The organism is Bacillus sp. FSL E2-0195 (assembly GCF_038003645.1).
Taxonomy (GTDB): domain Bacteria; phylum Bacillota; class Bacilli; order Bacillales; family Bacillaceae_G; genus Bacillus_A; species Bacillus_A mycoides.
Genome location: NZ_JBBOPN010000001.1, coordinates 659,090 through 676,466, shown reverse-complemented (window position 1 = coordinate 676,466; position 17,377 = coordinate 659,090). Strand labels below are relative to the sequence as shown.

Sequence of the window (17,377 nt, the reverse complement as noted above, 5' to 3'; positions counted from 1 at the left end):
TCCAAACAAAATACCTGTAGTTAAAGGAAAGTCTATCACCTTTCTGTATAGAAAAAAAGTAGCCCTCTTCTATTTCTAGAAAAGGGCTACTTTTTACTATTCTCTATTATTTAGGTGAAACAAGAATTTTCACTTGTGTTTTATCTTTTACAAGTGCTTCAAATCCTTCTTCAACAACTTGATCTACTGTGATTTTTTTCGTAATTAATTTCTCTGCTTGAATTTGGCCAGAGCTAATTAATTTAATAACAGCTGGGAAGATATGACGGTATCCAAGAATACCGATAACTTCTTTTTCTTTTAGTACAAGATTGTTTGGCGTAATTGTCGCATCTTTTTCCCACACACTAACAATTACAGTTTGTCCTTCAAAGCTTGTACTTTCAATCGCTTGACGAAGTACTACTTCGACACCTGTTACTTCAAAGCTCACATTTACACCTAAACCATTTGTTAAGTTACGAATTTCTGCTAGTACATCTTGAGTAGCTGGATTTAATACATAATCCGCACCTGCTAATTTTGCTAACTCTTGACGTTCTTTAGAAAGTTCTACTGCAATAACAGGAGTTGCTCCTGCTGCTTTAGCTGCTTGAATGACAAGAAGTCCAATTGGACCACAACCAAATACTGCTACAGCTTCCCCTTCTTTTAATTTACTTTGACGTACTGCATGAACTGCTACCGCTGCTGGTTCTACAAGTGCACCTTGTTCATACGTCATTTCATCAGGAATATGGTGGACCATATCTTCTGGTACTACTGTATATTCAGAGAAACCGCCGCCTTCTCCGCCAAGACCGTGGAAAACAAGTTGTTCACAAACATTGTAATGTCCATGTTTACAAGCTTCACATTTACCACAAGAATAAATTGGTTCTACAACGACGCGATCTCCCACTTTATGAGAAGTAACGCCTTCACCGATTTCAACTACCTCACCACTAAACTCATGACCTAAAATAACCGGTGCTTTTACGTGTGTTAATGGGTGCTCTTCTGTTGGAATAAAAATAGGTCCTGCTAAATATTCATGCAAGTCTGTTCCGCAGATACCACACCATTTCACTTTAATCTTAACTGCTCCTGGTCTTACAGTTGGTTCTGGTACTTCTTCTACTCGTACATCGCGTTGATTATGCCAAAGTAATGCTTTCATTTTATACATCCCTCTCTACGTATATACTTAACCTGGTGAAGTTTACCAATCTATTATAATACTTCTATCCATATATTTCAAAAAAACAATCTCAATTCCACTAAATTTTAACAAATAACGTTCAATATTTTGTCACTTTGTACTTTTTTCCACATCTGTTAATGCTAATTTCATTGCGGTTGAAATTAGCATTATGCCATAATAGCATAGGAGAGGTGAATGTCGCTTGAAATATTTTATTTACTTTATTGTTATCGTAGCGTTTCTAGATACATTTTCACAATTACCTATTATGAGTACGTTCGCTCAAAGTCTTGGAGGATCTCCTCTTATTATTGGGCTAGTTGTCGGTATGTACTCATTCGCTAATATGATCGGTAATATTATTGCTGGCGCTGCTGTCGATAAATTTGGTGCAAAAAAAATACTTTATATAAGCATGGGACTTACGAGTTTCATAGTCTTGTTATACACCGTTGTTCAAAGTGGTGAACAACTATTAGTTGTGCGCTTTATGCACGGCTTTAGTGACGGATTTTTAATTCCTGCTGCCTTTACGTTTTTATCAAAACAAACAAATTCAGCAAGACAAGGTAAGGCAATGGCTCTATCTGGTGCTGCTGTTGGAACAGCGGCAATTGTAGGACCGGCTTTCAGTGGAATTATGAAAGCAACTGCTGGTATAGAGTGGGTGTTCATCACCATTTCTATTTTAATGGTCCTTGGTACAATCGTATCTCTATTCTTCTTACCAAATAACGTATCAAGAAAAGATACCTCAAGAACACAAATGATGAACAAAGAAGATATGATTGAACTATTGAAATCAGAACCGTTATTGCAAGCATATATTGGTGCTTTCACACTAATGTTCTCACAAGGAATTGTCACTTATATGCTACCAGTGAAAGTTGAGGCATTAGCGCTTAAAGCATCTACAACAGGCATGATGTTAAGTGTATTCGGAATTACCGCTATCCTCTTCTTCTTGCTACCAACAAACCGTATTTACGATCGATTTAATCGTTCAAAACTCATGCTAATTGGGATTGCAGTAATGGCATTCGCGTTATCTTTACTTGGATTATTCGCAACAAAAGGTATGCTCTTTATCGTTATGATGATTTATGGCATTGGATTCGCTATCCTTTTCCCATCGATAAATGCATTACTTGTTGAAAATACGACAGATGATAAGCGCGGAAAAGCATTCGGATTGTTTTATGCTTTCTTCTCATTAGGAGTTGTTGCTGGCTCCTTTACAGTCGGAGCAATCGGGGCATCGCCTAGCGTCAGCTTCGTTATCGGAACTGCATTCTTGTTAACATTTGCTGGAATGATTTTTGTAAGAAGCAAAGTAAAAAAGACAATGATGGGTTAATTCCATCATTGTCTTTTTTTAAAATGCATATTGATATAATCCGTAATATAATGGCAGCGTTGGGATAATACCAATTAATTTGAATATAAAAGGTAGCGGGTCATCCTTCTCTTCATATAAACGTAAAACAAAAACGGCACTCAAAGTCCAAATAACACTAAACAGGAAGATGCATTTCCAAACGAGTGGGGTTACTATCTCTACATCAAAGACAAAACCAAATAGCCCAATCCACGTGATTATAGTCACCACAAAATCAAACTTTTGAATTAGTGTTTGGAACATGCCTCTTACTAGCGAAGTTATAGTTAATATCGCTATAATTACTAAATAAACTTTCCACAACATAATGATAAGCTCCTATTCAACTTTTGACTTTCAACAAGCCGTATTTAATAAACAATATGGCATTATATTTTTCATAAAGATAATACAACGGATAACAAAATAAGAAGAAAATAAGTACAGTTGGTACATCATCTATAATAGAAAAATATTTTACTAGTAATTCCTTAATACTCTCTCCAATCATAATAAACAGTGGAATTATACAAATTGCCGCTAATATTAAACATGGTGTGATCCTCATTTCTTTTAATTTCACCTTACAGTGTGGACACCTGAATGAAAAAGGATGCGGGAGATCAATAATATGTTGTGCAGTAATATTCCCTTCACACTGTGGACATTCAATTATTTCTTTCATTTAGTTCACTCCTTTCTATCCATAAAAAAGAGCCCTATCGAATAGAGCTCTTTGATTGCCGAATATATCACTTTTGTGTATAGCCAAATAACAATGTAAATAAATTAAACTGTAAAGGCAATACTACATTTCTTCTTCTACAAAGAAAGTGTATAAATACCGACGATACTTCGACAATTTCCTCGGAAATATTTCCTTTACCCACATAATTTGATACACTACATATGAACAGACAATTGTATTACATAAGCTAAAATAATAACTTAATGTACAAATTAAAAAGCACACTCTTCATATGAAGAATGTGCTTTTATGTTATTAACGTTTAATCCAAACAGCGCCTGCCGATTTATCCTCTGCCTGTCCAACAACTTGGAATTTAAGTCCAAGGTTTGGAACTTTTCTTCCCGCGTCTGCAATTTGTTTGTTACTATATACTTTTGAATCATCAAAAGTTGTAACACCTTGTAATCCAGAATAGTTAAACTGTCCACGTGTTAATGAATTTGCACTCCATGCGGGTGTTTGATCAAATGAAAAGGCAGCGTCTGCAATTTGCATGCCTGTATTACCATACGCTGGTTTCCCGTTTAAATTACCAACAAACGCTTCTGGATGAGAGTCTACAACACCAAGGAAGCCTTCACCTGGATGTACCCCAACCCAGTTATCTTTGAAACTATCATCTGCATACCAAACGACAAGACCAGTATTATACACCGGACCTTTTCCTGCTTTTAATCCATTATCTGATCCAGCATAGTTTCTCCACTCTAAATAATAATAATGTTGTTTCTTCTCTGTCCCATCAGAAACAACGAATCCATTTAACTGCATTTTAGATGTTCCTTCTGCATCATCAGAAAATACTACTTGTCCATCAACTGTTACATTTACATTATCCATCGCGAAACCTTTATATGTTAAAGCTGGATCTGTAATATAGTCGAATTGTAGTTTCACTTTCTTCCCTTTAAATTGACTTAAATCGTATGATTTATCAATCCATTTTCCATCTGTCGTGTCTTTATCTCCTTGTACTACTTTTTCTCCAACTCTATCAATTAACGTCTTCGTTCCATCTTCTGTTACAGCATGTACTTCGATGAAATCACACTCTGCTTCTAACTCATAATTTGCTTTATAATCGAATTTTGCATTTGTTCCTTTTGTTAAATCAAAGAATGGTGTTTCTAATGTTGTATGCATATCATCTCCTCTTGTACTATAATATGCATGCTTTCCAAACTCCGGTTTAATTGTTTCAACACTTTTACCTGGTAAGTTAACACGTACAACGCCTGGACGATTGGATTTCGTAACACTTTGATCAATATATGTAGGAACTCCTACACCACGCTTAATTTTATCGTAATCTACTTCTAAAATTTTTGCCCAGTTACCACCCATATTTTTTTGTAAGAAATCTTTATTTTGTGGTGAGAAACTAGTTGGCTCTGTTCCTGCGATTTTTCCTGTCCAGCTACCTCCACTCATTAATGACCACGCTTCAACAGGTGAACCAGTTCCAGTATATTTCGTGTCATATTCATCCGGTAAACCAAGGTCATGTCCAAATTCATGCGCAAATACACCTACTGCTCCATCTTCTGGTTCAATTGTGTAATCATGCGCTGCTACTTTTCCACCAAAGTAATCTACATTTGATTTTGTACCTTCAATCGCTACTGGATCTATTGCTAATTTTGAACGATGTGACCAAATTGCATCATCACCTAATTTACCGCCACCAGCTTCTTGACCAACACCAGCATGGATTACCATTAAATGATCAATTACACCATCAGGTTCATTTGGATTTCCATCACCATTTGTATCATATCTATCAAATTGATCAAATTGAGATAAATCTAACCCTTTCTCAGCAGCTGCATGTAAAGCTTCTTTCACTAAATCACGTGCGCCTTTTGGTCCTTTATTATCGTGACCACTACTACCATCAGCACCGTAGTCAGACGCTTTCCCTGGCACAGTTAGCCATTCGGTTACATATCCATCCGTCGTATAACTACCGCCAGACTGCTCTTCATAATATTGTTTAAACGTTTTTACTTTCGAACCATCAAATAGCTTGTACGGCTCATTACCAAATAACATTTTTTGATAATGCTCTCTACTAAAGTCTTTCGAATACATATACCCTGGCGTTTGATCAATATTATTATGTTTATAATCACTAAATTCAACGAGTAATACTAATACTTTATCATTTCGAACCGGTCCATTATATGGCGCTTGCTTTGCTTTAGAAGTTGGAACTTGCCCATTCAATTGATTTTTATTTGGTTCCGGTTTTTGCTCAGGGCTAACATTTTTTTCAGGTTTCTTTACTTTCTCCTTTTCTTCCATTTTTTTCTCTTTTACTTTTTTCACAAAATCAGATGCCTCTTTAGCAGTATCCGCTGGAAGAATTTCTTTATTTGCCTGATCCCCTTGTTTCTTTTCAATATATTTCTCTACAGCCTTTTTCGTCTCTTCTTTAGAAGATGCTGGATTAATTGTTCCTCTTTCCTTCAGTGCTTCCGCTAAACGATCTTCTTGAATTAAATTGTAATCAATTGGTGTTGTAGACACACTTTCTTTTGCTGGCGTTTCTGCGTATGCTAACGGAGCACTCATTACAGCTGAGCATCCGATGATTGTCGCGATCGTTAACGATGACAACACTTTAAATGGCGCTTTTTTTCTCATTTTACTCATCCCCTTGTATCAATCTTAAACTTCAGATAAAAATACGTAATCTATCCTCCCTTGTATAATAAAAGACATGATTCTATAAGCAATAAGCTTTCTGTTATAGAATCATGTCCTCCAGTTTTCTGGTCAGACCCTCTATCTTTTTATGTCGAAATGTGAAAAATAAAGAGTGATTTGTATATATTAAATAGCTTATATTAAAAATTTAAAAGACAATATGCACAATTGCATGAAAATTCTTTCAAACAAAAAAAAGAACCCAAATTAATTAAACTTGGGTTCTCCATTTCGTATTATTTCTCTTGTGTTTTTTCCCAATCAGCTAAGAATTTCTCAATTCCTTGATCTGTTAATGGGTGCTTCACTAATGAAGCGATTACGTTTGCTGGGATTGTTGCAATATGTGAACCGTTTAATGCTGCTTCTGTTACATGAACACTGTGACGGACAGATGCTGCAATGATTTCTGTTTCAATGCCGTGAATTGCAAAGATTTCTGCGATTTGGCGAATTAAGTCCATACCGTTATGACCGATATCATCTAGGCGACCTAAGAACGGTGAAACGTATGTCGCACCAGCGCGAGCTGCAAGTAATGCCTGCACCGCTGAGAATACTAATGTAACGTTCGTACGAATTCCTAAATCTGAGAATGCTTTTACTGCTTTTAAGCCTTCTGTTGTCATTGGAACTTTTACAACAACGTTTGGAGCGATTTTTGCTAACTCTTTCCCTTCTTCAATCATTTTATCAGCTTCTAAGCTAATTACTTCTGCGCTTACAGGTCCTTCAATAAAGCTGCAAATTTCACGAATACGCTCATGGAAATCTACGCCTTCTTTTGCTACAAGTGATGGATTTGTCGTTACTCCAGCTACTACACCTAATGCATTTGCCTCTTTAATTTCGTTAATGTTTGCTGTATCAATAAAAAATTTCATTTGTTATTCTTCCTTCCTAATTTTCATTTTATATTTATTTATTTTTTCTTAATAAGCTCTAATTCAATCGGAATAAATTTGTCCACTTTTTTACCTTGTGTTATCTCTTTCGCTGTTTCCATCGCCTTCTCTCCGATTAATTCTGGTTTTTGAGCGACTGTTGCTGCCATACGCCCATCTTTAACCGCTTTTACAGCATCATCTGTTGCATCAAATCCAACAACAACCACATCTGTTTTACCAGCAGATTTCAATGCCTCAATTGCGCCTAATGCCATTTCATCGTTATGAGCAAACACTGCTTTTATATCGCTATTTGCTTGCAAAATATTTTCCATAACGGATAATCCTTTTGCACGATCGAAATCAGCTGCTTGTTTTGCTACTACTTTTAAAGACTTATCAGCTACGTTATGGAATCCTTTCCCACGCTCACGAGCAGCAGACGATCCAGGGATTCCTTCTAACTCAGCAACATTTGTTCCTTCACCAACTAACTCCCGAATGTAATCACTAGCCATTTGACCACCTTCTATATTATTGGAAGCAATATGAGAAACAACTTTACCTGAATTCGCAACCCGGTCTACTGTAATAACAGGAACATTGGCTGCATTAGCTGCACTTACCGCTGAAGCAACAGCATCTGAATCGGTTGGATTAATAACAATTACATCGACACCTTTTTGAATTAAATCTTCAACATCATTTGTTTGCTTCGCCGCATCATTTTGTGCATCAACAGCAATTAATTCAATGCCGCTATCTTTTGCCTTCTTTTCTGCACCTTTTTTCAACGTGACGAAAAATGGATTATTTAAAGTTGAAACAGAAAATCCAACTTTAATAGTTTTATTTCGACCTTTATCGCTAGAATCCTTTGCCCATTCTGGTGGTTCCATTGAACAACCAGCAGTAACTACCATGATGCATGCAACGAGTATCAGTAACCATTTTTTCATGAATTGCGCCTCCATTACGCTTCTTTTCGACGATCAATTAGTACAGCTAGTAAGATTACAAGTCCTTTTACAACTTGTTGGAAGAAAGAAGATACACCTAATAAATTTAAACCGTTATTTAGTACACCAATAATAAGCACACCGATGAATGTACCAACAATCCATCCTCTTCCACCTGAAAGACTCGTTCCTCCTAACACAACTGCAGCAATTGCATCCAATTCGTAAGAAGTACCAGCAGTCGGCTGTGCAGAATCTAACCTTGATGTTAAGACAATACCTGCAAGCGCTGCCAAAATTCCGGAAAGACCGTAAATCATTACTTTAATTCTCGTAACATTAATACCTGATAAAGCTGCCGCTTCTTCATTTCCACCAATCGCAAACGTACGGCGACCAAACGTTGTTTTCTTTAAAATAAAGTACAATACTGCAAAAGCAATCATCATTGTAACGGCTGGCACAGGAATACCAAGGAAATAACCACGGCCAAACATTTGGAACATTAAATGATCACCAAGACCAGTGATCGGACGTCCGTCCATATAAACAAGCGTCAACCCGCGAAAAATAGTCATTGTTGCTAAAGTTGCAATAAACGGAGCTACTTTTCCCTTCGCAATAATGATACCGTTTACAATCCCCATTGCAAGACCTGCTAACAATCCAACTACCATTGCAAGGAACGGATCCATGCCACTTGCCATCATTCCGGCAACAAGTGCACTTGATAATGCTAAAATAGAACCTACCGATAAGTCAATACCCCCTGTTAAAATAACGAAGGTCATTCCAAATGCAATGAGTGCATTAATCGATACTTGGCGCAGTATATTAAATAAATTTGGAATTTCAATAAATGCTGGATTTAAAGCTGTAATTACTACGATAATTAATACTAATCCAATTAAAGAACCAAGTTGTTGTAATACATTCCCCTTCTTAGCCATATCTTACTCTCCCCCTGTAGCTAGTGCCATAATAGACTCTTGCGATGCCTGATCTTTCTCTAAAATACCACCGATTTTCCCTTCATGAATGACGAGAACTCGATCACTCATTCCTAAAACTTCTGGAAGCTCAGACGATACCATAATAACGGCATCTCCTTGCTCGGTAAGCTTATTCATAATAGAGTAAATTTCTTTTTTAGCCCCAACATCTACACCTCTCGTTGGTTCATCTAAAATGAGTAACTGCGGATGAATACCTAACCATTTTGCAATTACAATCTTTTGCTGATTTCCACCAGAAAGAGATTTGACAGCTTGCTCTCCGTTTGCTGCTTTCACATTAAGAAGCTTCATCATATCCTCTGTAAATTGCCGTTCTAAACCTTTATTAACCACGCTTCCCTTTGAAAGACTTTCTAAATTTGGTAAAGCTAAATTTTCACGAATCGAAAAATCTAACACAAGCCCTTCAGATTTTCTATCCTCTGTAATAAAGGCAATTCGTTGTCTAATCGCATCAATTGGACTATCAATTTTTACTTCTTGTCCATTCATGAAAATTTTTCCTGAATCGAGCGGTTCATATCCAAATATTGCTTTCATAATATCCGTGCGACCAGCTCCCATCAAGCCCGCAACACCAAGGATTTCACCTTTTCTAACTTGAAACGAAACATTTTCAAATTTTCCTTTTTTCGTTCCGTTTCGCATTTCAAAAATCACTTCGCCAATTTGACTATTTCGTTCTGGATAACGTTCACCAATACTGCGGCCCACCATCATGCTAACTACTTCATCAAATGACGTTTCTGGAATTAATCTTTTCCCTACATATTCTCCATCACGCAAAATCGTAATAGCATCACATATTGAAAAAATTTCTTCCATCCGGTGTGAAATATAAACGAATGAAACGCCCTCTTTACGCAATTTATTAATAACAATAAACAGAGTTTCAATTTCGCGATCTGTTAATGCTGCTGTAGGTTCATCCATAATAATAACGCTCGCCTTTGTCATTAATGCTTTAGCAATTTCAATAATTTGCTGTTGTCCAACTGATAATTCACCTGCTAGCATAGCACCTCTCACATGTAGACCAAGATCTGCTAATTGTTGCTGGGCAATCGCATTCATTTGACGCGTACGTAAAATGCCCGTTTTCCCATACATTAACTCTTTTCCAAGAAACATATTTTCAGCTACCGTTAAATTCGGTAATATGTTCAACTCTTGATGGATAAATGCAATACCATACTCTTCAGCTTCTTTCGCACTTTTAAAAGTTCGTTCTTTCCCATCAATCATGACTGTTCCACTGTCTTTTTTATATACACCTGTTAAAATCTTCATGAGCGTCGATTTCCCCGCTCCATTTTCCCCCATCAATGCATGGACTTCTCCTGTTTCAATCATAAACTGTGCGTTTTTTAGAACAGGATTACCACTGAACGCTTTTGAAATGTTCTTCATTTCAATATGCATTCTCATCACATCCCTTTATTAAAAAATCACGCCTGCATGTAAAATAACATTCGCATAAGGCGTTGCTTCTCCTGTACGAATAATCGCCTTCGCTCTCTTTGTATGCTCTTTAAATTCCTTATGAGACACATATTCAAATGCTGGCTCTATTAATCGCATCTCAACTTCTTTATTTACCTCTGCATTATTTATAATAACTTCTTCTGCTAACATCACTTTTTCAATTGCCATATCATCAGCAACTACTTGTAATACGTCTATAAAGCTAGGCTTTCCGATTTCAACTGCTAAATCAATTCGTTTTACTCCATCAGGAATAGGTAACCCGCAATCAGCAATTACAATCGTATCTGTATGTCCAAGTGAAGCAAGGACTGCCGCAATTTCGCTATTTAATACACCGTGCTTTTTCATCCGACAATCACCTGCACTTCACGTACTCTATCTCTCGTTGGCATACCGCCCTGTGCCCCAAGTTTCGTTACAGAAAGACCACCAGCAATATTTGCAAAACGAATTGCCTTTTGAAGTGTTGCTCCTTCAGAAAGCGCAACTGCTAACGCACCGTTAAATGTATCACCTGCTCCAGTCGTATCTACTACGTCTACAGCAATACTTGGAACTTGAACAACTTCCGTTCCGTTATGGAAACGAACACCATTAGACCCTTCCGTCATCAATAGCTTATTTGGATATTTCGCAAGTAACTCTTCAATTGGTGATGTGAAATCATTTAATACGATGCGACATTCATGTTCATTCGGCGTAATATAAGTCGCTTTTTCTAAAATATCTTCTGATAAAAATTGTGCTGGAGCCGGATTCAACATAACTGGAATTTTATGCTCCTCACAAATAGACAGAACGTATTTTACTGTTTCAAGCGGAATCTCTAGTTGAAGAACAACCATATCAGCTTTTACAAGAAGGTCTTTTGAACGATCTACAATCGACTCATTTACAAGAGCATTTGCTCCTTGTACGACAACAATACTGTTATCCTCTTCTGCTAAAACGATATGAGCGATTCCTGTCGTCCTATCTGTAACCGGTACCACATAGTCGATAAAAATGCGTTCGTTCTCCAAATTTTTTCTAACTACTGTTCCGTAATCATCATTTCCTACTGCACCAACCATCGCTACATTTGCTCCTAATCTAGCTGCAGCAACTGCTTGGTTGGCCCCTTTTCCTCCTGGTATCGTATGAAACGCTTCACCAATTACTGTTTCTCCTGCTTTCGGCCGTATTTTTGAAACAGCCACTAAGTCCATTGAAATGCTACCTACTACTGCAATATTTGGCATCTGTCTCATCTCCTTACTTCGTTGTATTTCGTTCTATAATTTCAATCGGTAAACGATAGTGTTTCTCTTCTAATGGATTCCCTTCCATCTGCTCTAACAACAATTCTGTTGCAATTTTCCCCATTTCATAAATTGGCTGTGCAACAGTCGTAATAGATGGATACATCATTTCAGTTAAAGAAATTCCATCGAATCCAATAATTTGTAAATCGTCTGGAATAGAAATTCCCTTTTGAAGTGCAGCCTTTACAACGCCGATTGCAATTAAATCATTCCCAGCAACAATTCCATCAATATGCGGATATTCTTCTAATAATTCCACCGCTACCCGTTCACTATTAGCTGGATCGAATGTACTCTCTGCAATCATATAAGAAAGATTATTTTGCGTAATAACGTCTACAAAACCTTCAAAACGTTCATTAGCTGTGCTCACATCACGCGGTCCACGAATATGTGCAATATGTTTACACCCTTTGTCTATTAATAACTTTGTCGCCGCCTGGCTCCCTGCATAGTTATCTGCATATACAGTAGGAATGCGCTCATTAAACATACGGTCAATCGCAACAACTGGAATAGACAAATTCATGTAATTAACACTATTTTGTGGATTCGTTGCTACAATAAATCCGTCCACATTATTTTGTCTAAGCACATCAATGTATTGCTTCTCTTTTTCTAAATTTTCATCAGAGTTACAAAGTACAACTGTGTAACCTTGCTTATGTGCTACATCTTCTACAGCACGTGCAACTTCCGGAAAGAATGGATTCACGATATTTGGAACAACTAAGCCAATTAAACGAGACTTTTTATTATATAAAGAACGCGCTACTGTACTAGGCTTATAATCTAGCATTTCAATTGCTCGCTCTACTTTCTTTAATGTATCCTCATGGACATATCCATTTTTATTTAACACTCTGGAAACGGTCGCAACAGATACCCCTGCTAATTTTGCAACGTCTTTAATCGTACTCATTCTCTTTTCTCCTCATTTCATGTAACCGTTTACAGAAAATAATATAACGCATTTATAAAAATACGTCAATCATTTCTAACTAAAAAGCTTTTAAGGTTATACTCAAAAAAAGCATCGCCATAAGGCGATGCTTTTTTATTACGAATATGATACAGTTTTTTCCTTTTCTTCTACAGCAGGCTCTTCAGCATCTTTTTTACGATCAGACAGTTTAATTTTCTGTAAGAAAATCGTAAAGATAGCACCTACTACGATAAATACCAATCCTGTTAAGAATACAGTATGAAGTGAGTCCACTAAAGAGCTTTTCAAAATTGGTACGATGCTATTAGAAAATGCTTCTGGCATTTGTTTTAATGCCTCTGGACTAAATAGCATAGAATATAAACTTTGTGGATCTGTATGAATCATATCTTTAAATTTTGTTACCATTTGTCCCGCTTCTTTTGGGAATGTGTCTAATACAGGTACTAATTTATTTGTTAACGTTGTGCCTGAAGTATTATTCATAATTGATCCTAAAATTGTAATCCCAAACGTTCCACCGATTTGACGGAAGAATTGACTTGATGATGTTACAACGCCAAGATCTTTTTTCGGGAAGCTTTCTTGTAATGCTAATGTTAATATCGGCATAACAAGACCCATTCCTAAACCGATAACCATCATATAAGAAGTAGCGGTAAGCTTAGTTGTGTGCATATCCATCGTTGTTAATAACCAGAAACCACTAGCCATAATAAGCATCCCTGTAATAATTTGTGGTTTCACACCAATTTTTAATACAAGCTGACCACCAATAATACTCATAACGATCATTGTAATCATCATCGGTGTCATAATCGTTCCTGATTCAGCAGCACTTACGCCTACAATTCCTTGCATAAAGAACGGTACGAACATAATTGCTCCAAACATTCCGATACTCATAAAGAAACCGATCGCATTCAGTAGTGTAAATGTGCGGTTTTTAAAGAAGTGCATCGGTAAAATTGGTTCTTCAGCCTTCGTTTCAACGATAATAAAGCTAACAATACCAATGGCAGCTAGTGCAAATAACCCGATAATTTGCCAAGAACCCCATGCATAATCTTTTCCGCCAAACGTTAACGCAAGTAATAAACTTACAACACCGAGAATCATCGTGAAGATTCCAGCGATATCAATTTTAATTGGTCCTGTTTGTTTATGTGCTTTTAATCCCATTGCAATGAAGATTGTCGCTAAAATACCAACTGGTAAGTTAATATAGAATACCCATCTCCAGTTCACTGCGTCTACAATCCAACCACCAACTTGTGGTCCAATTACAGAGGCAAGACCGTATAGAGCTCCAAAAATACCTTGCCATTTAGCACGTTCTTTTCCCGTGAACATATCTCCGATAATAATCATAGCCATTGGCATCATAATACCGCCACCAAGACCTTGAATACCACGGAAAATAATTAATTCTGTCATACCGTTTGCCATACCACATAACGCTGAACCAACCATAAAGATAATTAATCCTGCTATATATACGTTACGACGCCCAAGTAAATCCGCTAATTTACCTGCAATCGGTACAACCGTTGTTGATGTTAACATGTAAGCTGTTGTTAACCATGTCATTAAACTTAATCCACCTAGTTCACCGACGATACGCGGCATTGCTGTACCAACGATTGTTCCGTCCAATGCAGCAAATAGCATTGCGATTACTAAACCGATTAACAACAACTTTCTATTCTGATTTTCTTGTTGCTCCATGTAATCTCCTCAATTCCTCTTAGTTTTTCTCTTTTTTCTCTGGTTTCCCGCAAATAATTGTTTCTAGCTTTTCAAAGAGGCGCAACAAATCTTCCCTCTCTTGTAATTCTAAGTGTGAGAAGTACTTTGCAATATGCTCATTACGAGCCGCCATCGCTTCTTCTACTGTAGCTTTCCCCTTCTTCGTTAGCTCAATGACAACAACGCGGCGATCATTATCGTCGTGATAGCGCTCTACTAACCCATGATCAATTAAACGATCAGTCATTACTGTAATCGCGCTCGGTTTCACGTACATTTTCTCCGCCAATTGTGTCGCTCTTGAAGCTCCGTAATGATCTAAAATCTTTAAAATATAAAACTGCGGTGGTGTAAGTCCTGATGCTTGCATTTGTTCTAATAGCTCTGTTTGCATTTTCTTTCCTATAGCGAATGTAAGAGCTTGAATCTTATCAATATGAGTCATATCATTTGGCATGTTATCCACCTCTTATTTAAGCAATAAAATATTTAACGTATTTAAATATTAATCCCACAAACAAAATACGTCAACAACTTTCTTTATAAAAACGTTTACATTCTTGTCACAAAGTTGTATAATTTTCGTCGAAGTTAATATTGACAGTCACGGAGAATCGGAGTATATGGCTATGAATCATAAAGAAGGGAACTTTTTTATATTTCATAGCCTTTTTGTATTCTCTCTGTCTTAAAACGCTTCCAATTAATTAGGGGAGGATTTTTATTTTATGTTTTTCACACAATTATTTAAACCTGCGCCCCACGCAGAACGCTTACCAGCTGATCGCACTGATAGCGAATACCGCAAATTGCGTTTGCAAGTATTCTTAGGCATCTTCATCGGTTATGCGGGTTACTACTTTGTTCGAAAAAACTTTTCACTCGCAATGCCATACTTAATCGAACAAGGCTTTAGTAAAGGGGAACTTGGGGTTATCCTTTCAGCAGTATCTATCGCTTACGGATTAAGTAAATTTCTTATGGGTATCGTATCCGATCGTTGTAATCCTCGCTACTTTTTAGCAGCTGGGCTATTTTTATCCGGTATCATTAATATTATTTTCGGCTCATTTTCTTTCATTACAACGAGCATTATACTTATGTTTGTACTTCAGTTTTTAAATGGATGGGTACAAGGTATGGGATGGCCTCCTTGTGGTCGTACGATGGTTCACTGGTTCTCCATTAGTGAACGTGGTACAAAAATGTCTATTTGGAACGTCGCTCATAATGTCGGCGGCGCGCTTATGCCTTCTCTCGTTACATTAGGCTTATATTTCTTTGCAAATGACTGGAAAAGTATATTTTACTTCCCAGGTATTCTTTCAATTTTGGTGGGGATTTATGTATTAATTACGATGAGAGATACACCTCAATCTTGCGGATTACCTTCTATTGAAGAACATACTGGGGAATATCCATCAGATGAAAAAGTAGCGGACCGTGAACGCGAACTTTCGGTAAAGGAAATTTTATTTACATACATATTAAACAATAAGTTTTTATGGTACATCGCTATCGCTAATGTCTTTGTTTATTTCGTTCGTTACGGCGTTGTGGACTGGGCTCCTACTTATTTAGTAGAAGAAAAAAGCTTTACTCACAGTAGCTCACGTACAGCTTATGCTCTATACGAATGGGCTGGTATTCCAGGTACACTTCTTTGCGGATGGATGAGTGATAAACTATTTAAAGGGCGCCGCGCACCTGCTGGCATTCTATTTATGGTCGGTGTATTCATTGCCGTTCTTGTTTACTGGCTAAATCCTGCTGGGCATCCAATCATTGATAGTATCGCACTTGTTTCCATTGGATTTTTAATTTACGGACCTGTTATGCTAATTGGTCTTCACGCGCTTGACTTAGCACCCAAAAAAGCTGCTGGAACTGCCGCTGGGTTAACTGGGTTCTTCGGTTACCTAGGGGGAGCTACTTTTGCTAGCGCAGCTATGGGCTTTATTGTAGATGGATTCGGATGGGACGGCGGATTCATTTTGCTCCTTGCTTCTTGTGTGCTTGCAATGTTCTTCCTTGCTCTTACTTTAAATACAGGATCTGCTAAATCAAAAGAAGTTTAAACAAAATATAATGTGTAGAAAAATAAACATAAAAATAGCTCTCAGCATTTACTTACATGCTAAGAGCTATTTTTTATTTATCGTTCTTCTCTTGCTATTTATATTAATCATTTCCCTTCTATTCATACGATTAAAACATTTGCTGAAACATCTTTATTAAAACAGCTAACATAACAGATCCAGCAAATCCACCTAAACAAATTAAACTTACCCCTTGGCTATAAGACAAATTTTGAAATGATTTCATACCTTCCATCCTCCCTATATCCCCTTTGATATTCTTATTGTATCAATGGGAAAAATTTCATAACATCGATTTCGCTGACAGCTAACTTACAAATTTGTAAGTTAACATTTTTTTAAACTTATATATATTCTGTCCACATTCTCCCTCTTAATACATCAAAAAAGACCTCGAATTATATCAAGGTCCTGCTTACACTACAGAATATCTCACTTTATTTTATAATCATAACCGGGCATTTCACACGCTTTGCTATTTTATGACTTACACTACCAAGCACCATCTCTTGCAGTGTATTTAGCCCTCTACTCCCAGCAATAATAAGATCTATATCTCCTGTATTTACATATTGAACAATCGTATCTCCTGGATCGCCATGTAGAATCGTAATTTTGTAGGAAATGTTCTCTTTCTTTAATAAACCCTCAATCTCTTTTAATTTATCTTTTCGACTAGCTGATATTGTTTCTAAATCCGTTTGTCCTTGTATAATATCTGACTTTGCCGTTCTATTATCTACTACGTACACAACTTCAACATGTGTTTCTTCGTTAAATTTCGCAATATATGTTGCATGCTCGGCTGCTCGAAGTGCATGTTCAGAACCATCGCATGCTAATAAAATTTGTTTGTACATATGCTGAATCCCCTTTTCGTTATCCTACCCGTATTATATAATAAAGCC

At 37.0% G+C, this 17,377-nt stretch carries 17 protein-coding genes; 2 read left to right on the top strand and 15 right to left on the bottom strand.

What is annotated here, in order from left to right; all coding sequences use genetic code 11:
* Nucleotides 1–106: 106 nt before the first annotated feature.
* Nucleotides 107–1,159 (bottom strand): (R,R)-butanediol dehydrogenase, encoded by a 1,053-nt coding sequence (bdhA, locus tag MHH59_RS03380; RefSeq protein WP_000645834.1) that lies wholly within the window; start codon nucleotides 1,157–1,159, stop codon nucleotides 107–109.
* A gap of 226 nt (nucleotides 1,160–1,385) precedes the next feature.
* Between bdhA and MHH59_RS03375 the strand changes: the two genes are divergently transcribed.
* Nucleotides 1,386–2,540 (top strand): MFS transporter, encoded by a 1,155-nt coding sequence (locus MHH59_RS03375; RefSeq protein WP_002125260.1) that lies wholly within the window; start codon nucleotides 1,386–1,388, stop codon nucleotides 2,538–2,540.
* An 18-nt stretch (nucleotides 2,541–2,558) separates the two neighbouring features.
* On the opposite strand, the gene MHH59_RS03370 is transcribed toward MHH59_RS03375, so the two are convergent.
* From MHH59_RS03370 to MHH59_RS03315, 12 genes are all read right to left on the bottom strand, one after another.
* Entirely contained in the window at nucleotides 2,559–2,888 is a 330-nt protein-coding gene (locus MHH59_RS03370; RefSeq protein ID WP_002125259.1) for a hypothetical protein, read from the bottom strand.
* Between the two features lie 16 nt (nucleotides 2,889–2,904).
* Complete coding sequence (locus MHH59_RS03365; RefSeq protein ID WP_002125258.1) at nucleotides 2,905–3,246, bottom strand: hypothetical protein; 342 nt, start codon at nucleotides 3,244–3,246, stop codon at nucleotides 2,905–2,907.
* Nucleotides 3,247–3,564: 318 nt separating this feature from the next.
* Complete coding sequence (inhA2, locus tag MHH59_RS03360; protein WP_002125257.1) at nucleotides 3,565–5,958, bottom strand: M6 family metalloprotease immune inhibitor InhA2; 2,394 nt, start codon at nucleotides 5,956–5,958, stop codon at nucleotides 3,565–3,567.
* A gap of 299 nt (nucleotides 5,959–6,257) precedes the next feature.
* The gene (fsa, locus tag MHH59_RS03355) at nucleotides 6,258–6,905 is read right to left on the bottom strand and encodes a fructose-6-phosphate aldolase (protein WP_000667669.1); all 648 of its coding nucleotides are present in this window, start codon (nucleotides 6,903–6,905) and stop codon (nucleotides 6,258–6,260) included.
* Between the two features lie 38 nt (nucleotides 6,906–6,943).
* The gene (gene rbsB, locus MHH59_RS03350; RefSeq protein ID WP_002125255.1) at nucleotides 6,944–7,867 is read right to left on the bottom strand and encodes a ribose ABC transporter substrate-binding protein RbsB; all 924 of its coding nucleotides are present in this window, start codon (nucleotides 7,865–7,867) and stop codon (nucleotides 6,944–6,946) included.
* A gap of 14 nt (nucleotides 7,868–7,881) precedes the next feature.
* Nucleotides 7,882–8,817, bottom strand: coding sequence for an ABC transporter permease subunit (locus MHH59_RS03345; protein ID WP_002029798.1), 936 nt, complete (start codon nucleotides 8,815–8,817; stop codon nucleotides 7,882–7,884).
* Nucleotides 8,818–8,820: 3 nt separating this feature from the next.
* Nucleotides 8,821–10,305, bottom strand: coding sequence for a ribose ABC transporter ATP-binding protein RbsA (gene rbsA, locus MHH59_RS03340; protein WP_002125250.1), 1,485 nt, complete (start codon nucleotides 10,303–10,305; stop codon nucleotides 8,821–8,823).
* Between the two features lie 18 nt (nucleotides 10,306–10,323).
* A complete protein-coding gene (gene rbsD, locus MHH59_RS03335; RefSeq protein WP_016126564.1) occupies nucleotides 10,324–10,719 on the bottom strand; it encodes a D-ribose pyranase in 396 nt (131 codons plus the stop codon).
* Nucleotides 10,716–11,612, bottom strand: a complete 897-nt coding sequence (gene rbsK / locus MHH59_RS03330) for a ribokinase (RefSeq protein WP_002010585.1) — start codon at nucleotides 11,610–11,612, stop codon at nucleotides 10,716–10,718. Before rbsK ends, rbsD begins: the two co-directional genes overlap by 4 nt.
* Nucleotides 11,613–11,625: 13 nt before the next feature.
* Nucleotides 11,626–12,597, bottom strand: coding sequence for a ribose operon transcriptional repressor RbsR (rbsR, locus tag MHH59_RS03325; protein WP_002114118.1), 972 nt, complete (start codon nucleotides 12,595–12,597; stop codon nucleotides 11,626–11,628).
* Between the two features lie 138 nt (nucleotides 12,598–12,735).
* The gene (locus tag MHH59_RS03320) at nucleotides 12,736–14,349 is read right to left on the bottom strand and encodes an MDR family MFS transporter (protein WP_002125243.1); all 1,614 of its coding nucleotides are present in this window, start codon (nucleotides 14,347–14,349) and stop codon (nucleotides 12,736–12,738) included.
* 19 nt (nucleotides 14,350–14,368) lie between these two features.
* Nucleotides 14,369–14,827, bottom strand: a complete 459-nt coding sequence (locus MHH59_RS03315) for a MarR family winged helix-turn-helix transcriptional regulator (RefSeq protein WP_002125240.1) — start codon at nucleotides 14,825–14,827, stop codon at nucleotides 14,369–14,371.
* A gap of 271 nt (nucleotides 14,828–15,098) precedes the next feature.
* On the opposite strand from MHH59_RS03315, the gene glpT reads away from it, so the two are divergent.
* Nucleotides 15,099–16,448, top strand: a complete 1,350-nt coding sequence (glpT, locus tag MHH59_RS03310) for a glycerol-3-phosphate transporter (protein ID WP_002125238.1) — start codon at nucleotides 15,099–15,101, stop codon at nucleotides 16,446–16,448.
* A gap of 130 nt (nucleotides 16,449–16,578) precedes the next feature.
* Here the strand turns inward: glpT and MHH59_RS03305 are convergent, their stop codons facing one another.
* Together MHH59_RS03305 and MHH59_RS03300 are read right to left on the bottom strand one after the other, a co-directional pair.
* A complete protein-coding gene (locus MHH59_RS03305) occupies nucleotides 16,579–16,695 on the bottom strand; it encodes a DUF4027 family protein (RefSeq protein WP_002125236.1) in 117 nt (38 codons plus the stop codon).
* Between the two features lie 211 nt (nucleotides 16,696–16,906).
* Nucleotides 16,907–17,329, bottom strand: coding sequence for a universal stress protein (locus MHH59_RS03300; RefSeq protein ID WP_002010593.1), 423 nt, complete (start codon nucleotides 17,327–17,329; stop codon nucleotides 16,907–16,909).
* Between the last annotated feature and the right edge of the window lie 48 nt (nucleotides 17,330–17,377).

Excerpts from the sequence above, each read along its gene's own strand:
- bdhA (WP_000645834.1), bottom strand. The coding sequence starts at position 1,159 with ATGAAAGCATTACTTTGGCATAATCAACGCGATGTACGAGTAGAAGAA.
- MHH59_RS03370 (WP_002125259.1), bottom strand. The coding sequence starts at position 2,888 with ATGTTGTGGAAAGTTTATTTAGTAATTATAGCGATATTAACTATAACT.
- MHH59_RS03365 (WP_002125258.1), bottom strand. The coding sequence starts at position 3,246 with ATGAAAGAAATAATTGAATGTCCACAGTGTGAAGGGAATATTACTGCA.
- inhA2 (WP_002125257.1), bottom strand. The coding sequence starts at position 5,958 with ATGAGAAAAAAAGCGCCATTTAAAGTGTTGTCATCGTTAACGATCGCG.
- fsa (WP_000667669.1), bottom strand. The coding sequence starts at position 6,905 with ATGAAATTTTTTATTGATACAGCAAACATTAACGAAATTAAAGAGGCA.
- rbsB (WP_002125255.1), bottom strand. The coding sequence starts at position 7,867 with ATGAAAAAATGGTTACTGATACTCGTTGCATGCATCATGGTAGTTACT.
- MHH59_RS03345 (WP_002029798.1), bottom strand. The coding sequence starts at position 8,817 with ATGGCTAAGAAGGGGAATGTATTACAACAACTTGGTTCTTTAATTGGA.
- rbsA (WP_002125250.1), bottom strand. The coding sequence starts at position 10,305 with ATGCATATTGAAATGAAGAACATTTCAAAAGCGTTCAGTGGTAATCCT.
- rbsD (WP_016126564.1), bottom strand. The coding sequence starts at position 10,719 with ATGAAAAAGCACGGTGTATTAAATAGCGAAATTGCGGCAGTCCTTGCT.
- rbsK (WP_002010585.1), bottom strand. The coding sequence starts at position 11,612 with ATGCCAAATATTGCAGTAGTAGGTAGCATTTCAATGGACTTAGTGGCT.
- rbsR (WP_002114118.1), bottom strand. The coding sequence starts at position 12,597 with ATGAGTACGATTAAAGACGTTGCAAAATTAGCAGGGGTATCTGTTGCG.
- MHH59_RS03320 (WP_002125243.1), bottom strand. The coding sequence starts at position 14,349 with ATGGAGCAACAAGAAAATCAGAATAGAAAGTTGTTGTTAATCGGTTTA.
- MHH59_RS03315 (WP_002125240.1), bottom strand. The coding sequence starts at position 14,827 with ATGCCAAATGATATGACTCATATTGATAAGATTCAAGCTCTTACATTC.
- glpT (WP_002125238.1), top strand. The coding sequence starts at position 15,099 with ATGTTTTTCACACAATTATTTAAACCTGCGCCCCACGCAGAACGCTTA.
- MHH59_RS03305 (WP_002125236.1), bottom strand. The coding sequence starts at position 16,695 with ATGAAATCATTTCAAAATTTGTCTTATAGCCAAGGGGTAAGTTTAATT.
- MHH59_RS03300 (WP_002010593.1), bottom strand. The coding sequence starts at position 17,329 with ATGTACAAACAAATTTTATTAGCATGCGATGGTTCTGAACATGCACTT.